The organism is Hydrogenophaga sp. (assembly GCF_035481345.1).
In the GTDB taxonomy this organism is placed as follows: Bacteria; Pseudomonadota; Gammaproteobacteria; order Burkholderiales; family Burkholderiaceae_C; genus Hydrogenophaga.
Map to the genome: position 1 here is coordinate 1 of NZ_DATIGV010000077.1, position 18943 is coordinate 18943.

The window sequence follows — 18943 nt, forward strand, 5'->3', positions numbered from 1 at the left end:
AGCGCCAAGGTGGGCAAAGACAGCATCACCATCAAAAGCTGGAGCGACGGCGACCTGGGCCTGGTGCTGGGCGATGACGTCGAGGAGCCCGAAGAGCCGCCGACCAGCACCCTCTTCGTGGGCGACCAGCGCGCGCGGCGACTGGGCATCGAGGTGAAGGTGGGTGAAGTCACGCCAGAAAGCTCCGCTTACGGGTACTACGACTGGGCGTCCACCACTTGGCAGGCCGACGGCACGTTGCAAGGCGGCGTGCAAGAGGCGGGCTTTGCCGACGTGATCAACGCCGCGAACGAAACCCAGGACGTCTGGATACGTGGCCTGGGCGGCAACGACGCGCTGGCGGGCGGCAGCGGGAATGACCGCATCGATGGTGGAGAAGGCAACGATCTGATCGCTGGCGGTCAGGGGGCGGATCAGATCACCGGCGGGGAGGGCGCCGACGTGATCCTGAGCGGTCATCGCTTGAATCTGAGTCAGCGCCAGAGCGCGCAGGATGTCTACACGCCACCGGCAGGCAGCCAACTGTTTTCGCACGGACCCACTTGGGCGCACTACTACAGCGCCGCTGAGCGCGGCACCTTCGTCGGGACCGGGGCGAACAGCAGCACAACCAACAGCGGCGCCGGGCAGATCGAGGGCGACTATGTGGACGCCGGCGGTGGTGCTGATGTGGTGATCGGCAGCGATGCGGCCGACACGGTGCTCGGTGGACAGGGACAGGACACAGTATGGGGCGCTGGCGGCGGAGACATCCTCATCGGAGGCGCCGACGGCGACTATATCTATGGCGATGGTGTTGTCGATGGCAGCACATTTGCCGTCACGGCGGCCGAGCTGCACGGCAATGATCTTCTGGAGGGTGGCAGCGGCGCGGACACGCTGGTCGGTGATGGGGGCGCCGACCAATTGCTCGGTGGCACCGAGAACGATGTGATCTTTGGCGACAACAACGCCGACTACGTGCTGGACGGCGCTTGGCATGGACAGGACGTACTGGCTGGTCAGGCCGGTAACGATCAACTGGTGGGCGGCGGCGGCGACGACACCCTAATCGGTGGGGATCACGACGACATCCTCTACGGCGACGACATCAGCGACCGCGCGGGCGTGTACTCGGTGGCCGCGGCCTGGCACGGCAACGACCAACTTCAGGGGGACGACGGCGACGACTTCCTGGTGGGCGGCGCCGGCAACGACTGGCTCGATGGCGGCGATGACAACGACGTGCTGTACGGCGACGGATCGGCGCTGGAGGCCCGCCACCACGGCAAGGACACGCTGCTGGGCGGTGCGGGCAACGACGTGCTGTACGGCGAGGGCGGTGACGACGTGCTCGATGGCGGCAGCGGCATCAACAACCTGTTTGGCGGCGCGGGCAATGACACCTACTGGGTGAGGACGGCCGATCTGGCGCAGGCCGCGCCTCCCGAGGGTCAGCAGCCGAGCGCGCGCACGGTGATCAAGGACACCGAAGGGCGCAACGTCATTCGGCTGGACGCGCTGCGCCAGAACGTGCAGTTGGTGCCTGGGGTGGGGACGCAGGGCGGCGCCGTGGGCCTGACCTGGAGCGCGGGCACGAACGCCCAGGGCCAGGCGCAGGTGGCCGCGCTGCTGATCGATTCGCTGGCCTCGGCGGGCACGTTCACGCTGGAGTTTGCCGATGGGCAGCGCGTGGAGTTGGGGCGCTGGATGGGCGATGCGCTCAATGTCGCGATCGCTCTGCAGAGCACACAAGCCGGTGCCGCGCTGGCCGGTGGCGCCAGCGCCGACGTGTTGCGAGCCTATGGCGAGCGATCCGAAGTGATGGGCGGCAAGGGGAACGACACGATCGAATTCGAAGGAAACGGCTCTGTCCTGCGGTTTGACCGCGGCGACGGGCACGACACCTTGCAAGGTGAGGGCAGCGGGCACGTGATCGCGTTCGGCGCGGGCATTGTCGCCAGTGACGTGCGCTTGCGGGTCCAGCCGTCGGGCCAACTGGCCATCGGTGTCGCCGGCAGCGATGGCGATGAAATCGCCCTCCCGGTCTGGCGCTGGGAGTTGGACTACAGCAGCTTCCTGTCGGGGGTGCGGTTCGCCGACGGCAGCACGCTCAACTGGGCGGCGTTGCTGCAGGCGGGGCTGGACATCGAGGCGCATCCCGAGGATGAGGACGTCGCGGGCACGGGCCGCAACGACCGATTCGCCGGCATGCCCGACGGCGCCACCCTGCGCGGTGGCCAGGGCAATGACGAGTACACCTTCGATGGCACGGACACCGGGGTGGTGGACGATGCGCAAGGCCGCAACCGCATCGTGCTGGCGGGGGCGGGCCTGGATTGGCCGTCGGTCAGCCTGCAACGCGTGAGCGGTGCGTCCAACGACGTCCTGCTCACCGCGGACGGACTGTCCATCCGCCTCGTCAATGCCCTGGTGCTGAGCGATCGCTTCGACGTGGTGCTGGGCAATGGCGATGTGCGCTCGCTGGCCGCGCTCATCCGGGGCATGGATGCGCTGGCGATCACCGGGACGTACGCAAACGATTTCATCGTCACGAGCGATCTGGCCTCCAGTGCCTTTGGCGGTGAGGGCCACGACACCATGACGGGTGGCGCGCAGACCGATCTGCTGGAAGGTGGAGCGGGGAATGACACGCTGGACGGCCGAGGCGGCGGCGACCTGCTGCTGGGCGGCGCTGGCAACGACACCTACCTCATCGACCTGTCGCTGGGAGAGGACGAGCTCATCGACATCGAAGGCAACAACACGGTGCGCTTCGCCGCCGGCCTGCTGCCCACCGCGCTCACGGTGGAGCGCCTGGCGGATTCGACCGACGTGCGGCTGAGCTTCGGGGCGGGCCGCAGCGTGACCGTCCGGCGAGCCTTGGAAGGCGCGGTGTCGCGCTACGAATTCGCCGACGGCACGGTGTGGACGCCGCAGACGCTGGTGAACCAGGTCACGTCCCTGGACGGCCAGGTGCTGAGCGGTGATGACCTGGACAACACCGTGCACGGCAGCTCGGCGGCTGACCTGATCTCGGGTCGCATGGGCAATGACCGGCTGTACGGCCACGCGGGCGATGACGAGCTGCTGGGTGGCGAGGGCAACGACCTGCTGGTGGGCGGTCTCGGCAGCGACACGCTCGACGGCGGGCAAGGCAACGACGTCTACGAATTTCAACTCGGCGATGGTGTGGATCGGTTGGACGACACGGTGGGCGCCAGCACGATCCGCTTGGGCGCGGGCGTGAGCCTGGCGTCGATTCAGGCCACCCGCGAGACGATCGGCGGTGTGGCGTACATCCGCCTCGCCTACAGCGCCAACGACGCCATCCTGTTGCGCGACGGAGCGCACCTGAGCGAGGTGAACGTGGCCTTCCCCAACGGCACCAGCCTGAGCATGCCTGCCTTGCTGGCGGAGACCCTGACTGGCACGAGTGCGCCGGTCATTGGTACGGGTGGCAACGACAGGCTCTATGGCTACGCCTCGGCCGACGTGCTGCAGGGGGGCGCAGGCATCGACACGCTGCATGGTGGCGCGGGCGACGATTCGCTGGACGGTGGCACGGGCGCGGACGAGCTGCATGGCGGCAGCGGCATGGACACCTACGTGATGGCAGCTGGCAGTGGGCGCGATCAGGTGCACGAAGCGGCGGGCCAGGCCTCGCGGCTGCAGTTGCAGGGCTTGCTGATCGCGGACCTGAGCTTCGCCCGCGTGGGCAACGACCTGGTGGTGCGGCACGGCGCGTCCGAGGCTTCGATGGTGCTGCGCGGGGCCTTTGCGGCCGGCTCGTCGTGGACGGTAGCGCAAGGGCAGGGGGCGGACCAGGACCTGCTGGCCTTGGCCCGCCTGCAGCTGGGCGATGACGGCACCGAGGCGCGCCGCCAGGCGTTCGCGATGGCGGTCGACGCGCAGGCGGGGGCTGTGTGGGTGTCGAATCAGCTCATGGGCGAATCGGGCACCCGCACGGTGGGTGTCGGCACGCCGGACGAGAGCGTGCATGTGCTGAGCTCGCTCGTCCGCACGAGCCAGGACTCTGGCAGTGAGGTGATCCTGGACAGCAACGCCGTCGAGAACGAGACGGACAGCGTGTTCCTCCGCAGCGAGTACGTGAGCGACGTGTACCAGGTGACCGACGTCACCTACAACGTCTCTTACACCACCATTGCCGGGCGTTCCTATGACGTGACGTCGCAGTTGCAGATCTACGGATCGGTGCCTGTTCCGTCGGGGGCGAGCATCGTGCAGGTGGGCAACAGCTTCTTCCTCAGGGAGCCCGACCGGCAAGAGGTGACCTACACGCCCGTGTACACCCAGCGCACGGTGGACGCGAGCCGTTACGTGAGCTACTACCGCACCACCTACACGGCTGTTCGCGTGATCGACGACTACCGCGGGGGAGAGGCCGGCGAGCACATCCGCCTGTCTGGCACGGCGAGCAAAATCGTCTCGGGTGGCGGTGGCGATGACGTGATCGAACGGGAAGCGGAGCGTTCGACGGACGACGCCGACTGGGGCGGAGCGCAAGGCGCCTCGGATTGGCTGGACGGCGGTGCGGGAGACGACCGCATACACGCGGGCGCGGGCAACGACGAGCTCAGCGGCGGCGACGGCAACGACTACCTCGATGGCGGCGCCGGGGCCGACGTCTACACCGTGGACGCCACCGACACCGGCTGGGACACGGTGTACGACCGCGCGGCCTCAACGGTGTTCGTGGAGATGCGCTCCGCATACTACGGGCAGCTCGTTCCGGAGCTTGAAGCCGAGTTGCGGGAACTGCTGCGAAACCCGATGGACGAGCGCGAACTCGAAGCGCTCAGCTACCAGAACGCCTACTTTGGATACGACGCCTTGGGTGGCTATTTGCCGGTCACGGTCGAGAACCTCAATGCCTTGATGGACATCGATCGCCGGGTGTCCTTGGCCGCCGGCAGCGATGGCAGCTGGACACGGATGCACATCCGATCCGACGGCCTGGATGCCTTGATTGCTCAGGCACTGGGCATGCCGTTTGTGTCTTACACCTTTGTCGACCCGTCCAATGGTGCGTTGCCCACTCCGCCTCGCCCAGCGGTTGAGTTCGACGAAACGGACTTGACTTCACCGGTGGTCGACACGGTTCGATTCGGTGCCGGGGTGGCGCCGCAAGCTCTGCAGGCGGCGTGGACTGTGGTCGATACCGACGACGGTCAGAAGCAGGCCTTGGCCATCAGCTGGGGCGGCACAGGCGGTGTGCACGTCGTCATGCCAGACGCCGATTCCCCGCCGGGGGTTGGCATCGAGCGCTTCGAATTCGCCGACGGCACGGTGTGGACGATGCAACAGATGCTCGACGTTGCGCCGCCGCGGCCACCCCATGCGCCGGCCGTGTCGGTGGGGCAACCCATCGAGGCCGTGGCGGTGCAGGAGGACGGCGTGTGGTCGTTCCAGATCCCTGGCGCGGCGTTCGACGTGCAGGGCGATCGCACACCCACGTACGAGTTGCGCATGGGCGATGGCAGCGGGTACCTGCCCTCATGGCTGCAGTTCGATCCGCTGACCGGCACCCTGTCGGGCACGCCGGGCAACGAGCACGTGGGCACGCTCGACTTGCAGATCACTGCGATCCTGACCGACACACAGCGCGCCACACGGACCTTCAGACTGGACGTACTCAACACCAACGACGCGCCCGAACTGGCCGCGCAGAGCGACGTGGAGGTGACGGCAGGCGAGCAACTGACGTGGTCGCTTTCCGCATGGGACGTGTACGACATCGACGCTGGCGACGGCTACAGCGTCACCGTCGAGAGCGCCACCTCCTCGCAACTGCCGGCCTGGCTCAGCTTCAACCCGATCACCGGCGAACTGAGCGGTCAGCCCGGCAGCGGCGACGTGGGCAGCGTCGAACTGCGGGTCATCGTGCGCGACATCGCCGGTGCCACGGCCGAGCGGACGTTCGTGCTGCAGGTCAACCCTGGGCAGGCCCAGTACCTCGTGGGCACGCCGGGCGACGATGCCCTGGGCGCCTCGACTGCGGCGCACATCCAGGGCCTAGGCGGCAACGACCTGCTGGCCGGCTCCAGCGCCGCCGACACCATCGAGGGTGGGGAAGGCAACGACTCCATCAACGGCGGTGGCGGCGCGGACATTCTGCAGGGCGGCGCGGGCGATGACCAGATCGTCGGCACGGGCACCCTGGAAGGCGGCGTGGGCAACGACCTCATCAACGTTGGCGCGCTCGGCAGCAACATGGTCATCTACCGCGCGGGCGACGGCATCGACACGGTCTTCGTCAACGACCAGGACGGCAACGACACCCTGCGACTCGAAGACATCGACCTCGCGGACGTGACCGTTCTGCGCTACGGCTCCAGCCTGCTGCTCTCGCACAACGCCGACCCCGAGGGCTCCATCGTCGTGCTCGCCGATTTCTTTGCCTCCACCCTGCCGCAGGACCGCTTCGCGAGCTACGTGTTCGGTGAGCAGCCGGTGACGCTGACGGCGCAGGATCTGATCGATCGCATGTTGACCATCTACGGCACCGACCAAGACGAGGAATTCCATGGCTCCCATCAGGACGATTCCATCTATGGCGGACTTGGCAACGACGTGCTCTATGGCTGGGATGGCAACGATTACATCAGCGGTGGAGAAGGCAACGACGTCATCTACGCCGGCAATGGAGACGACATTCCCGATGGGGGGCCCGGAGCCGACACCCTGGTAGGCGGTGCGGGCGACGACAGCTACTGGTATGCCGATCTGGACGACGTGATCGTCGAGCTGGAGGATGGTGGCTACGACATTGTGATCATCCGTGGAGAGGGTGGCGATCTGCACGTGGCGAGCTTTGGCGAGCACATCGAAGCGGTGCACGAGTTCGGCCATGACCGCGTCTTCGGTGACGCCCGAAACAACGACATCGTCGTGATGGGTGAGCACGGCGCCATCATCGATGGCGGTGCGGGCGATGACTTCATCACGGGTGGGGGTGGAGATGACGTCTTTGTGATTGGCCGAGGCAGCGGGGCCGATCGCGTGGTGGATTACGCGGTGAGCTGGCCCGATGGGGTGACGCCAACCGTGACCGATCACGACATCGTCCAGTTTGGCGCTGACATCAGCGCGGATCAGCTGTGGTTCGAGCAGGTGGGCGACGACTTGCGGGTGAGTGTCATCGGCACGGCAGACTCTGTGACGGTGACGGGCTGGTACGAGACCGGTTACCACGTCGCGGATGAGCTGCGTATCGACGAGTTCAAGACGCACAGCGGAGAGGCGCTGCTCAAGAGCCAGGTGGACAACCTGGTCTCGGCGATGGCGGCGTTCTCGCCTCCGCCCATGGGCCAGCTCACGCTGGATCAGCAGCGTGCCGATGCACTGGGCTCCCTCATCGCAGCCAGTTGGCAGTGATGCGAATTCTGCTCGTCCACCAGAACTTCCCCGGGCAGTTTCTTCATCTGGCCCCCGCCCTGGTCCGGCGGGGGCATGAGGTGCATGCGCTCAAGATCGCCAACGGGACAGTGACGCCTTCGCTCTGGCGGGGTGTTCACGTCCACCCGTACGCACCGACCAGGGGGAGCTCGAAGGGGATTCACCCCTGGATAGCCGACATGGAGACCAAGACCATTCGGGGGGAGGCCGCCTGGCGCAAGGCCCGCGAACTGCGGGCCACGGGGGTCAGTCCCGATGTGATCTATGCCCACCCGGGGTGGGGGGAGTCGTTGTTCCTGAAGCAGGTCTGGCCGCAGGCGCGATTGGTGCTGCTCGGGGAGTTCTTCTATTCGCCCGAGGGTGCCGACATGGGCTTCGATCCGGAGTTTGCGAGCGCCGACGCGGGGGCGGACCACTGCCGTACGCAGATGAAGAACCTCAACCACCTGTCACAACTCGTGCATGCCGACCTGGTCATCAGCCCGACGCGCTGGCAAGCGAGCCGATTCCCGATGCCTTGGCGAGACCGCATCGAGATCGCGCACGAGGGCGTGAATACGCGACGGTTACGACCCGATCCCCAGGTGCGCGCGCGCCTGAAGGATGGCACCGAACTGTCCAGGGAGGACGAGGTCATCACCTTCGTCGCCAGGCACCTGGAGCCGTACCGGGGTTTTCATGTGTTCATGCGCGCACTGCCGGCTTTGCTTCGGTCGCGGCCGAAGGCGCAGGTGCTGGTGGTGGGCGAGGAAGGCGTGAGCTATGGGGCCAAGCCATCGGCGCATGGCAGTTGGAAAGAATGCCTTCTCGAGGAGTTGGGACCGGCCCTTGATGAAGCCGGCGCCGCCCGCGTGCACTTACTGGGCCGGCTCGATCGGGAGGCCTTCACGAAGATCCTGCAGCTGTCGACGGTTCACGTTTACCTGACATACCCATTCGTGTTGAGTTGGAGCCTGATCGAAGCCATGAGCATCGGATGCGCCATCGTCGCCAGCGACACGGCGCCGGTGCGCGAGGTTCTGAGCGATGGGCGGGACGCACTGCTGGTCGATTTCTTCGATGGTGCCGGCCTGGTCGAACGCGTGAACGAGTTGCTTGAGGATGCGGTGCTTCGCGCCCGACTGGCTGCGCAGGCGCGATGCACAGCCGTTGAGCGCTTCGATCTGGAGAGCGTCTGCCTGCCACGGCAACTGGCCGTCCTTGAAGGCCTTGGACTCAAGCCGCGTGAAAACGCCGCCGGTACTCACCCGGCGTGAGGCCCACGATGCGGGCAAACACCTTGCGGAAGGCGCCGGCGTCGCTGTAGCCGACGTCCCAGGCAATGCGGTCCACCGGCAGGCGGCCGAACTGCAGCATCTCGCGCGCCTTGCCCACGCGCAGGCGCTGGCAGTACTCGGTGGTGGTCATGCCCGTGGCCTTCTGGAAGCGGCGCAGGAAGGTGCGTTCCTCCAGCCCGGCACGGGCCGCCAGCGCGGGCAGGGCGATGTCCTTCGCGTCGGTGGCCTGCAGCCAGTGCTGCACCTTGAGCACGGCCGCGTCGCCGTGCCGCAGGCGCGGTGAGAAGGCGCTGTAGTAACGCTGCTCGCGTCCGGGCGGATCGACCAGCAGCGAGCGCGCGGTCTCCACCATCACCGTGGGGCCCAGGGTGCGGTCGATCAGGCGCATGCCCAGGTCGGTCCAGGCCATGGCGCCACCGGCGGTGACGATATCGCCGTCGTCGACGATGAGCTGGTCGGTGTCGAGCCGCACACCGGGGAAGCGGTCCTGAAAGGGCTCGGCGTAGCGCCAGTGCGTGGTGATGGTGCGCCCGGTGAGCAGGCCGGTTTCGCCGAGCACGAAGGCGCCGGCGCACACGGACGCCAGGGCCACGCCGGCGGTGTGCTGCTCGCGCAGCCAGGCGCCGAGGGGCGCGGCTGCTTCGCGTGGCAGGGGCGGGTTCAGGCTGGGGGGCAGCACCAGCACGGCGGGTGTGCCATCGGAACCGGGCGCGCTGTCGAACACGCGCGTCGGAATGCCGTCGTCCCTAAGCTGCCAGTGGGTGACGCGCAGCGTGGGGCCGCCTTGGCCCACCCGGCGCGCGGCGGTGCGCGAGGCGAAGTCGAACAGGTCGCTCATGCCCAGCACGGCGGCGAGTTGGGCACCGGGGTAGAGCACCAGGCCGATTTCGACGGGTTCTTGGGCGGGCATGTGTCGATTCTGCCCTCTGGAATGTCGATGTCGCCACTTTTCACCGTGGCGGGCGGGGCGGATCATTCCTTGCGTCCCGAACCGGGACGCATGAACCCAGCCCCCATGGAGACCCGAATGCCCCAGCGCGCCCTGCTCGTGATCGACCTGCAGAACGAATACTTCCCCACCGGCAAGCTGCCCCTGGTCGGCATCGAAGCCGCCACCGCCAACGCGGCGCGCATCATCGCCGACGCGCGCGCCAAGGGCGTGCCGGTGATTCACGTGCGGCACGAAGCCGGCAAGCCGGACGCACCGGTGTTCACGCCCGGCACGCCGAACGTGCAGATCCACCCCTCGGTGGCGCCCGTCGAGGGCGAGGCGGTGATCGTGAAGCACTTTCCCAATTCGTTTCGCGAGACGCCGCTGCAGGCGCTGCTGGACGAGCAGGGCGTGCGCGAGCTGGTGATCGTGGGCGCGATGAGCCACATGTGCATCGACGCCGGCACCCGCGCCGCCGCCGACCTGGGCTACGCCGTGACGGTGGTGCACGACGCCTGCGCCACGCGCGACCTGGCGTTCGGCGGGCAGACCGTGCCGGCCGCGCAGGTGCACGCGGCGTTCATGGCGGCGCTGGGGTCGTACGCCGCGCTCACGGCCGCGGACGCGCTGCTGGCCCGCTGAGCGCGCCGGCCACCCGGTAACAGCATGCCGGGCGGGCTGGGAAATCGGCTCCGCTGCCTATGGCAAACTCCCGCGCTTCGTGAAAGTGCGGCCCTTGACCGGGGCCCGGGAGACCCATGCAGAAGATCGTTGCGCGCCTTGCGCAAGACCTGAAGATTCGTGAACAGCAGGTGCAGGCCGCCATGGACCTGCTGGACGGCGGGGCCACGGTGCCCTTCATCGCCCGCTACCGCAAGGAAGTCACGGGCAACCTCGACGACATCCAGCTCCGTGAGCTCGACGCCCGCCTGGCCTACCTGCGCGAGCTGGAGGACCGCCGGGCCACAGTGCTCAAGAGCATCGATGAGCAGGGCAAGCTGAGCGACGCGCTGCGCGCGGCCATCGACGCGGCCGATACCAAGCAGGACCTGGAAGACCTCTACCTGCCTTACAAGCAGAAGCGGCGCACCAAGGGCACCATCGCGCGCGAAGCCGGCATCGAGCCCCTGGCCGACGCGCTGTGGGCCGACCCGACGCTGGATCCGCAGGCCGCGGCCGCGCCCTATGTGAAAGCCGAGAAGGGCGAGGACGGCAGCGACTTCACCACCGCCGCCGCCGTGCTCGACGGCGTGCGCGACATCCTGTCCGAGCGCTGGGCCGAGGACGCGGCGCTGGTGCAGAGCTTGCGCGAATGGCTGTGGGCCGAGGGCGAGATTACCAGCAAGCTGGTGGCCGGCAAGGACGAAAACGCGCCCGAGGTGGCCAAGTTCCGCGACTACTTCGATCAGCGCGAGCCCATCGGCAAGGTGCCTTCGCACCGCGCGCTGGCCATGTTCCGTGGCCGTGGGCTGGAGATCCTGGACGTGAAGCTGGCGCTGCCCGAGGAGCCGCAGCCCGGCCAGCCCAGCCTGGCCGAGGGCCGCATCGCGCGCCACCTGGGCTGGAGCCACCAGGGCCGCAAGGCCGACGACCTGCTGCGCAAGTGCGTGGCCTGGACCTGGCGCGTGAAGCTGAGCCTGTCCAGCGAGCGCGACCTGTTCGCCCGCCTGCGCGAAGGCGCCGAGGGTGTGGCCATCCAGGTGTTCGGCGCCAACCTGCGCGATCTGCTGCTGGCCGCCCCGGCCGGCCCCCAGGTGGTGATGGGCCTGGACCCGGGCATCCGCACCGGCGTGAAGGTGGCGGTGGTGGATGCCACCGGCAAGCTGGTCGACACCGCCACCGTGTACCCGCACGAACCGCGCCGCGACTGGGACGGCGCCCTGCACACCCTGCACCGCCTGTGTGAGAAGCACGGCGTGTCGCTGATCGCCATCGGCAACGGCACCGCCAGCCGCGAAACCGACAAGCTCGCGGCCGACCTGCTCAAGCGCCACCCCGGCGCGCAGAAGGTGGTGGTGAGCGAGGCCGGCGCCTCGGTGTACTCCGCCAGCGAATACGCCAGCCAGGAAATGCCCGACGTGGACGTGAGCCTGCGCGGCGCCGCCAGCATCGCGCGCCGCCTGCAGGACCCATTGGCCGAGCTGGTGAAGATCGACCCCAAGAGCATCGGCGTGGGCCAGTACCAGCACGACGTGAACCAGAGCGAGCTCGCGCGCACCTTGGACGCCGTGGTCGAGGACTGCGTGAACGGCGTGGGCGTGGACCTCAACACCGCCAGCGCGCCGCTGTTGTCTCGCGTGTCGGGCCTGTCGGCCTCGCAGGCCAAGGCGGTGGTGCGCTGGCGCGAATCGAACGGCGCCTTCCGCAGCCGCAAGCAGTTGCTGGACGTAGCCGGCCTGGGCGCCAAGACCTTCGAGCAGGCGGCCGGCTTCCTGCGCATCCGCGGCGGCGACAACCCGCTGGACATGACCGGCGTGCACCCGGAGAGCTACGCGGTGGTGGAGAAGATCATCGCCGCGGTGGGCGAGCCGGTGGACAAGCTCATGGGCCGCGCCGACTGGCAGGGCCGCCTCAAGCCCGAGCAATTCGCGGTGGACGGCGTGGGCGCCATCACGGTGAAGGACATCCTGAAGGAGCTGGAAAAGCCCGGCCGCGACCCGCGCCCGGACTTCAAGGTGGCGCGCTTCAACGAGGGCGTGGAGGACATCAAGGACCTGCGCGAGGGCATGATCCTGGAGGGCACGGTGAGCAACGTGGCCCAGTTCGGCGCCTTCGTCGACCTGGGTGTGCACCAGGACGGCCTGGTGCACGTGAGCCAGCTCAGCCACAAGTTCGTGAACGACGCGCGCGAGGTGGTGAAGACGGGGGACATCGTCAAGGTGAAGGTGCTCGAGGTCGACACGGCGCGCAAGCGCATTTCCCTGACGATGAAGCTCGACGCCGCGCCCGCGCGGCGCGAGGGCGGCGGTGCCGGTGCGCCGCGCGGCGGGCGCGACGGCTTCGCCCGCCACATGGGGGGTGGGCGCGACGCGGCCCAGGCGCCCTCGGCCATGGCCTCGGCCTTCGAGAAGCTGCGCGCGGGTAAGCGCTGAACGGTGCATCAAGTTCCGCCGGCGCTTGCCGATAGGGCAGGAAAGGACAACTCCGCCCCGCCATGGAACTTGAAGCGCTCCTGAACTACCCCGGTGCCCTGCCGGCGATGTCCCGCACCGTCGCCGACCTGATGTCGGAGATGAACAAGGACGACCCGAGCCCGAAGCGGGTGGCCGAGCTGGTGGGCCAGGATCCTTCGCTCACCACGCGGGTGCTGCGCTTGTCCAATTCGTCCTTCTTCCGCGCCAGCCGCAAGATCGGCAGCGCCGAGGAGGCCGTGGCCATGCTGGGCATGACGCACGTGCGCTCGCTGGTGATGGCCGCCGCCCTGGGTTCGAGCTTCAAGAACGTGCCGGGCGTGAACATGCCGCAGTTCTGGCGCTACAGCCTGCGGGTGGCCGACATCTCCAAATCGCTGGCCGGCCTGCTGCGCCAGCAGGAGGCCAATGCCTACACGGCCGGCCTGATCCACGCCATCGGCGACCTGGTGATGCACATTGCCATGCCGGACGAGATCGCCCCGCTGGACATGGGCACGCCGCCGCTGGACCTGCAGCGCGCCCAGGCCGAGCGCAACCGCTTCGACTACACCTACGCCGAGGTCGGCGCGGGCATGGTGGAGCGCTGGAACTTCCCCACCGCCATCGTGAGCGCGCTCAAGCACCAGACGGCGCCCTTCGAGGGCGACGTGTACGACGCGCTGGCGGGCATCCTGCACCTCGCGTCCTGGCGCGCGCGCGCCGAGGAAATCCAGCTCGACGATGGCGGCCTGGCGGCCACTTTTCCCGACATGGTGGGCCTCACCCTGGGTCTGGACCTGGGCAGCGTGCTGGGCAAGGACCCGGCCGAGTGGGAGTTCACGGACGCCCTGTCCGCCTTCCTGGACTGAGGCCGCACCGTCCGGTTACATATGCCCTCGATAGTTCTAAAGAATCGCAGCCAGGGAACGATAAACAAGTCAAACAACCGACGCATCACCCGCAAGAGGATCGCCATGCACCTCGACAAACTGCTCAAACAACCCCAGGCCCTGCCGTCCGTTCCCAAGGTGGTGCGGCGCCTGATCGACACCTTCGAGCAGGCCGAAGTGGACCCGATGCTGGTGGCGTCCCTGATCGAGGAAGACCCGGTCCTCACGGCCAAGCTGCTCAAGACGGCCAACTCCGCCTTCTTCGGCCTGTCGCGCAACGTCACGAACGCGCGCGAGGCCATGAACATCCTGGGCCTGATCAAGGTGCGCGCCCTGGTGGTGGCCAGCGCCCTGGGCGAGGGCTTCCACACGGTGGGCGGCGTCAACCTCAACCAGTTCTGGCGCTACAGCCTGAACACGGCCAACCTGTCGCGCTACATCGCGCTGCCCATCCGCATCGACGAGAACACCGCTTTCACCGCCGGCCTGATCCACGCCGTCGGCGAACTGGTGATGCACGTGGGCATGCCCGAGGCCATGATCGAGCTCGACCGCAACGTGCCCATGCTCGATCTCAAGCGCGCCAAGGCCGAGCGCAGCCTGTTCGGCTACAGCTACGCCGAGGTGGGCGCGGCGCTGGCGCGCGAGTGGAAGTTCCCGCGCCGCATGATCAACGCCATCGAGCACCAGACGGCGCCCTTCGACAACGACGTGTACGAACCCATCGCGGGCGTCATCCACATCGGCTCCTGGCGCGCCCGCGCCGAAGAGGCGGACCTGCGCGGCGAGCTGCTGATCAACACCTACCCCGACCCGGTGGGCGTGGTGCTGGGCATCGACCCGGACACCGTGGTGGCCGAGCGGATCCCGTCGATCTCGCGGCACCCGGTGGAGACCGAATCCGATCCGCCAGTCGAGGCAGCGAAAGACTCCGTGCCCCATTGAGCCGCTTGCCGCGGGGGCTCGGTGACAATGCCGGCCCATGCGAGCCCTGCGTCTCTATGCCGGCCCTTCGGCCCTGAACCACCTGAGCGAGCGCGGCCTGCGGCCGGTCGACATCGGTGTCATCCCCGCCGCGGCCGGCGGCCCCAAGGGCCTGATCCTCGGCCCCATCGACCGCCTGCTGTTCGGCGACTGGCTGGCCGACGCGCCGCAAACGATCCACCTGGTGGGCTCCTCCATTGGCGCCTGGCGCATGGCCACGGCCTGCCTGCCCGACGCGCGGGGCAGCTTCGAGCGGCTGGAGCACGACTACATCCACCAGCACTACGAACTGCCGGCCGGCCAGCGGCGGCCCACACCGCAGCAGTTGAGCGATCAGTTCTCGCTCAATCTGCGCACGTTCTATGGCGGGCGCGTTGAACCGGTGCTGCAGCACCCGCGCTGGCGGCTGCACATCGTCACCTCGCGCGGGCGGCGCCTGCTGGCGAGCGAAGGGCGCTGGCGCACGCCGCTGGGCTACCTGGGCGCGTTCGCGGCGAACGCCGTGCACCGCCCGGCGCTGGGGGGCTGGCTGGAGCGCGTGGTGTTCTCGGGGCCCGATTCGCAGGCCGGCACCACCAGCGCCTTGCCCTTCGCCACGCACGACCTGCGCACGCGCCAGATTCCCATGGGGCCGCACAACTTCATGCAGGCCCTGCAGGCCAGTTGCTCCATTCCGTTCATGCTGCGTCCGGTGGTGGACATCCCGGGCGCGCCGCACGGCCCCTACTGGGACGGCGGCATCACCGACTACCACCTGCACCTGCACTACCGGCACGACAGCGCGGCGCCGATCGTGCTGTACCCGCACTTCCAGAAGGCGGTGGTGCCGGGTTGGCTGGACAAGGCCTGGAAGCGCCGCCACCGCAGCAGCACGGCGCTGGACCACATGCTGGTGCTGGCGCCCGACCCCGAGTGGGTGAAGAAGACCCTGCCCGACGGCAAGCTGCCCGACCGCAACGACTTCCTGCGCTACGGGCAGGACCTGGCGGCGCGGGTGAGGGCCTGGGGTGCGGCAGTGGCGGCGGCCCGGCAGTTGGCCGATGAGCTCGGGGAGTGGCTGGCCAAGCCGGATGTGGGGCGGGTGGAACCGCTCTGAGCCCGTGTGAGCCCGTGTGAGCCCGTGTGAGCCCCGGTAGGGCCGCGCGGGATAATCCCCCGGTGACCGCGCCTTACCTCACCGCCGCCCTCTACAAGTTCGTCGACCTGCCCGACCACGCCGATTGGCGCGAGCCGCTCATTGCGCTGTGCCGCGAGCAACAGGTCAAGGGCACCTTGCTGCTGGCGCCCGAGGGCATCAACGGCACCATCGCCGGCCCCGAGGCCGGCGTGCTGGCCGTGCTGGCCTGGCTGAGGCGCGATCCGCGGCTGGCCGATCTGGAGCACAAGGCCTCGTGGTCCGGCCACCCGCCGTTCCACCGCCTCAAGGTGCGCCTCAAGCGCGAAATCGTGACGCTGCGCGTGCCCGGCCTGCGGCCGCAGGAGAACGCGGGCCGGTACGTGAAACCTGAGGACTGGAACGCGCTGATCGCCCAGCCGGATGTACTGCTCATCGACACCCGCAACGATTACGAGGTGAAGATCGGCAGCTTCGACGGTGCGATCAACCCGGGCATCGGCGCCTTCACCGATCTGCCTGGCTGGCTGGCGCGCCAGCCAGCGCTGCAAGGCGCCGCCAAGCCCCGCGTGGCCATGTTCTGCACCGGTGGCATCCGCTGCGAGAAGTCCACGGCCCTGCTGCGCATGCAGGGCTTCGAGGAGGTCTACCACCTCGAAGGCGGCATCCTGAAGTACCTGGAGCGGGTGCCCGAGAGCGAGAGCCGCTGGCGGGGCGAGTGCTTCGTGTTCGACGAGCGGGTGAGCGTGGGCCACGGCCTGCGCCCGGGCGCGCACGCGCTGTGCCGCTCGTGCCGCTGGCCGCTCAGCGAGGCCGATCGCGCCTCACCGCTGTTCGAAGAAGGCGTGAGCTGCCCGCACTGCCACGGCCAACGCGACGACGGCGACCGTGAGCGCTTGGCCGAGCGCCAGCGGCAGGTGGCGCTGGCCCGCGAGCGGGGCGTGGCCCACATCGGCGTGGATGCCATGCCCCCGGCGATGGGCGAGCGGGCCGGCGCGGGTACGCCCGGCTCCCGGGAGGCTCAGGGCGCCCAGAGCCAGCCGGCGTCCGCCTCGGGTTCGGCCACGCGGTAAGGCTCCGACGTCGCCGTGAGCGCGCCGGGCGGGCGCCGGTGCAACTGGCTCAGGCGCTGACCGTTGGATGAACGCTGCAGCCAGGCGCCGGCCTGCGACAGCGCCTGATCGAGCGCCTGCGCGCTCGACGGGCGGCGCCACAGCATGGCGGTGGCCGCCGCCATGGCGAGCTGGCGTTTGGCGCTCGAGGACGGCGCGGTCTGCCAGGCGCGCAGGATGAGCTGGCTGGCCTGCGCCAGGTCGCGGTCAAGCAGCGCGAGGGTGGCGTCGGCGGCCAGCGCAATGGCCGCGGTGCTGCGGTTGTGCTGCCGCGTGTGGCCGCCGATGGTGTCGCGCAATGCCGACAGCGCGGTTCGTGAACGCGTCTGCCAGGCCGTGTCGATGGCGAACAGCCAGGCCTCGTCCCGAAACCACAGGCTGCAATGCGACAGCACGGGCAGGGCCTTTTCCACGAGGGCCCAGGCGGCCTGGGGCTGCCCGTGGTGCCGCAACCGGCGCGCCTGCAGCCAGTCGTTCACGGCGCGCCAGCGGGGCAGGCCGGCAATGGCGAGGTGGTCCAGGCCCTGCAGGCAGGCGTCGAGCCGCGCGCGGTCGCCCAGGCGAGCGGCCAGGTCGCCCAGCGCGAGCCGGCTGAGCAGGCGCGGGGTGAGCCAGGGCGAGCGCTCGGCCAGGTCGTGGGCGCGGGCCCATTCGCTCAGGGCGGTGTCCAGGTCGCCCTCGGCATGCCGCATCTGGCCCGACAGGGCGTGCAGCAGGGCCTGCAGGCCCTCGCAGCCCGGCGCGACATTGCTGCCCGCGTCGCTGGTTCGGTGAAAGGCCAAGCCGCTGGGCGCGTCGCGCGCGATCTGGCGGTGCAGGTTGGCCAGCCGGTGCCAGCGGCGGATGCCGGCGGGGCCATCGACGATCGGCGCGTCTCGCAGCTTGCGCCACCAGGGCGGCGGCGCCCAGTCGGCGCCCACGGCGGCCATCAGGTGTTCGGCGATGGCCCCCGCCCGCACCGCCAGGGAGGTGGTGGTGGCGTGGTCGAAGTGGGTGAGCGCGCGGTCGACGAGATGGGACACGCGGCGCGGGTCACCCGCGGTCCATTCGTAGACGGCCAGGCACAGGTCGGACCAGCCTTCGAGGCGGCTGGCGTCCGAGCGCGAGGCGCGCCGCCGCAGCTCGTTCGATTCCTGTGGAGTGCGCGGGTCGCCGCGCCAGGCGCCTTCCATGAGGATGTCGGCTTCGGCGTCCAGGCCGCGCTCGACCAGCGAACGGCACCACAGGGCGGGCAGGTGCTGGCTGCACGAGCCCATCTGCGGGGGCGGGTGGCCGATCAGGGCGGCCAGGCGTTCCCAGCGGCGCTCCACCTCGCCGGGGGACGTGGACAGGAGGATCTGGCGCAGGCGCAGGGCCAGGGCTGCCGATCCGGCGGCCCGCCACGCCGCTTCGAACGGCGACCCCGCGCTGGCGCTGACGCCGGTGCGCCAGCCGGGTGCCGTGAGTTCGACCTCCAGGACGAAGACCGGCGGGCCATCGCCACCGTCGGCCTTGGTGTCCGCCAGGCGCAGCAGGCCGCTGGCCTGCACGGTGTCGTCGTGCAGGCTGGCCGCACGTTCCATGTCGATGGGTTGCACGCCGTGCGCCTGCAGCGCGAGTACGCTGAACCCGGCCAGGGCGCCAGGCAGCCAGGGCGGCAGGTCCAGCCCCTGGGCGAGGCGAGGGGCCGGCCAGAGCACGGCGAGCAGCGCCGGGCCGCGGCCGGTGAGCCCCGGGGCCACGCGGCGGTGGCGCACCTCGCCGATCACGCGGTAGCCCACGCGGTGCACGGTCTGCACGGGGCAATCGAAGCCGGGCACGTCGCTCAGCGACTTGCGCACCTTGAGCACGGCCTGGGCGATGACGGAATCCGTGACGCAACGGCGCTGCCACACCTGCTCGAGCAGCTCTTCCTTGGCGACGACCCGCCCATGGTGCTTGAGCAGGTAGTGCAGCAGGTCAAAGGCCCGCCGCTCCATGGGCCGCAGCACGCCATCGCACATGAGTTCGCGGTGGTCCGAGCGCAGCACGAAGGGGCCGAACGTGAATTCGTCTCCACCGGCCGGTGCCTGGCCGGCGGGCGGGATGGCGGTAACCACCGGGGCTTTCGCGGGCAAATCGGGGGCGGCTTTGACACGCCTGACT

The 18943-nt window shown here is 69.1% G+C and carries 10 protein-coding genes; 8 read left to right on the plus strand and 2 right to left on the minus strand.

Annotated features, from left to right (window positions below):
* Positions 1-9: 9 nt before the first annotated feature.
* Both VLG41_RS07720 and VLG41_RS07725 read left to right on the plus strand, forming a co-directional pair.
* A complete protein-coding gene (locus tag VLG41_RS07720; RefSeq protein ID WP_325348812.1) occupies positions 10-7377 on the plus strand; it encodes a putative Ig domain-containing protein in 7368 nt (2455 codons plus the stop codon).
* Entirely contained in the window at positions 7377-8654 is a 1278-nt protein-coding gene (locus tag VLG41_RS07725) for a glycosyltransferase (protein WP_325348813.1), read from the plus strand. Before VLG41_RS07720 ends, VLG41_RS07725 begins: the two co-directional genes overlap by 1 nt.
* Here VLG41_RS07725 and VLG41_RS07730 read toward each other — a convergent pair.
* Complete coding sequence (locus VLG41_RS07730) at positions 8614-9585, minus strand: GlxA family transcriptional regulator (RefSeq protein ID WP_325348814.1); 972 nt, start codon at positions 9583-9585, stop codon at positions 8614-8616. The genes VLG41_RS07725 and VLG41_RS07730 overlap by 41 nt on opposite strands.
* 117 nt (positions 9586-9702) lie before the next feature.
* Here VLG41_RS07730 and VLG41_RS07735 point away from each other — a divergent pair, with 117 nt between their 5' ends.
* The 6 genes from VLG41_RS07735 (at position 9703) to VLG41_RS07760 (ending at position 16780) form a co-directional block, all read left to right on the plus strand.
* The gene (locus tag VLG41_RS07735) at positions 9703-10248 is read left to right on the plus strand and encodes a cysteine hydrolase family protein (protein WP_325348815.1); all 546 of its coding nucleotides are present in this window, start codon (positions 9703-9705) and stop codon (positions 10246-10248) included.
* Between the two features lie 116 nt (positions 10249-10364).
* Positions 10365-12698, plus strand: a complete 2334-nt coding sequence (locus VLG41_RS07740; protein ID WP_325348816.1) for a Tex family protein — start codon at positions 10365-10367, stop codon at positions 12696-12698.
* A gap of 62 nt (positions 12699-12760) precedes the next feature.
* The gene (locus tag VLG41_RS07745) at positions 12761-13588 is read left to right on the plus strand and encodes an HDOD domain-containing protein (protein ID WP_325348817.1); all 828 of its coding nucleotides are present in this window, start codon (positions 12761-12763) and stop codon (positions 13586-13588) included.
* A gap of 105 nt (positions 13589-13693) precedes the next feature.
* Positions 13694-14554, plus strand: a complete 861-nt coding sequence (locus tag VLG41_RS07750; RefSeq protein WP_325348818.1) for an HDOD domain-containing protein — start codon at positions 13694-13696, stop codon at positions 14552-14554.
* A gap of 37 nt (positions 14555-14591) precedes the next feature.
* Positions 14592-15689, plus strand: coding sequence for a phospholipase (locus tag VLG41_RS07755; RefSeq protein WP_325348819.1), 1098 nt, complete (start codon positions 14592-14594; stop codon positions 15687-15689).
* A gap of 62 nt (positions 15690-15751) precedes the next feature.
* Complete coding sequence (locus VLG41_RS07760) at positions 15752-16780, plus strand: rhodanese-related sulfurtransferase (RefSeq protein ID WP_325348820.1); 1029 nt, start codon at positions 15752-15754, stop codon at positions 16778-16780.
* Here the strand turns inward: VLG41_RS07760 and VLG41_RS07765 are convergent.
* Positions 16729-18897 (minus strand): winged helix-turn-helix domain-containing protein, encoded by a 2169-nt coding sequence (locus VLG41_RS07765; protein ID WP_325348821.1) that lies wholly within the window; start codon positions 18895-18897, stop codon positions 16729-16731. The genes VLG41_RS07760 and VLG41_RS07765 overlap by 52 nt on opposite strands.
* Positions 18898-18943: the final 46 nt, after the last annotated feature.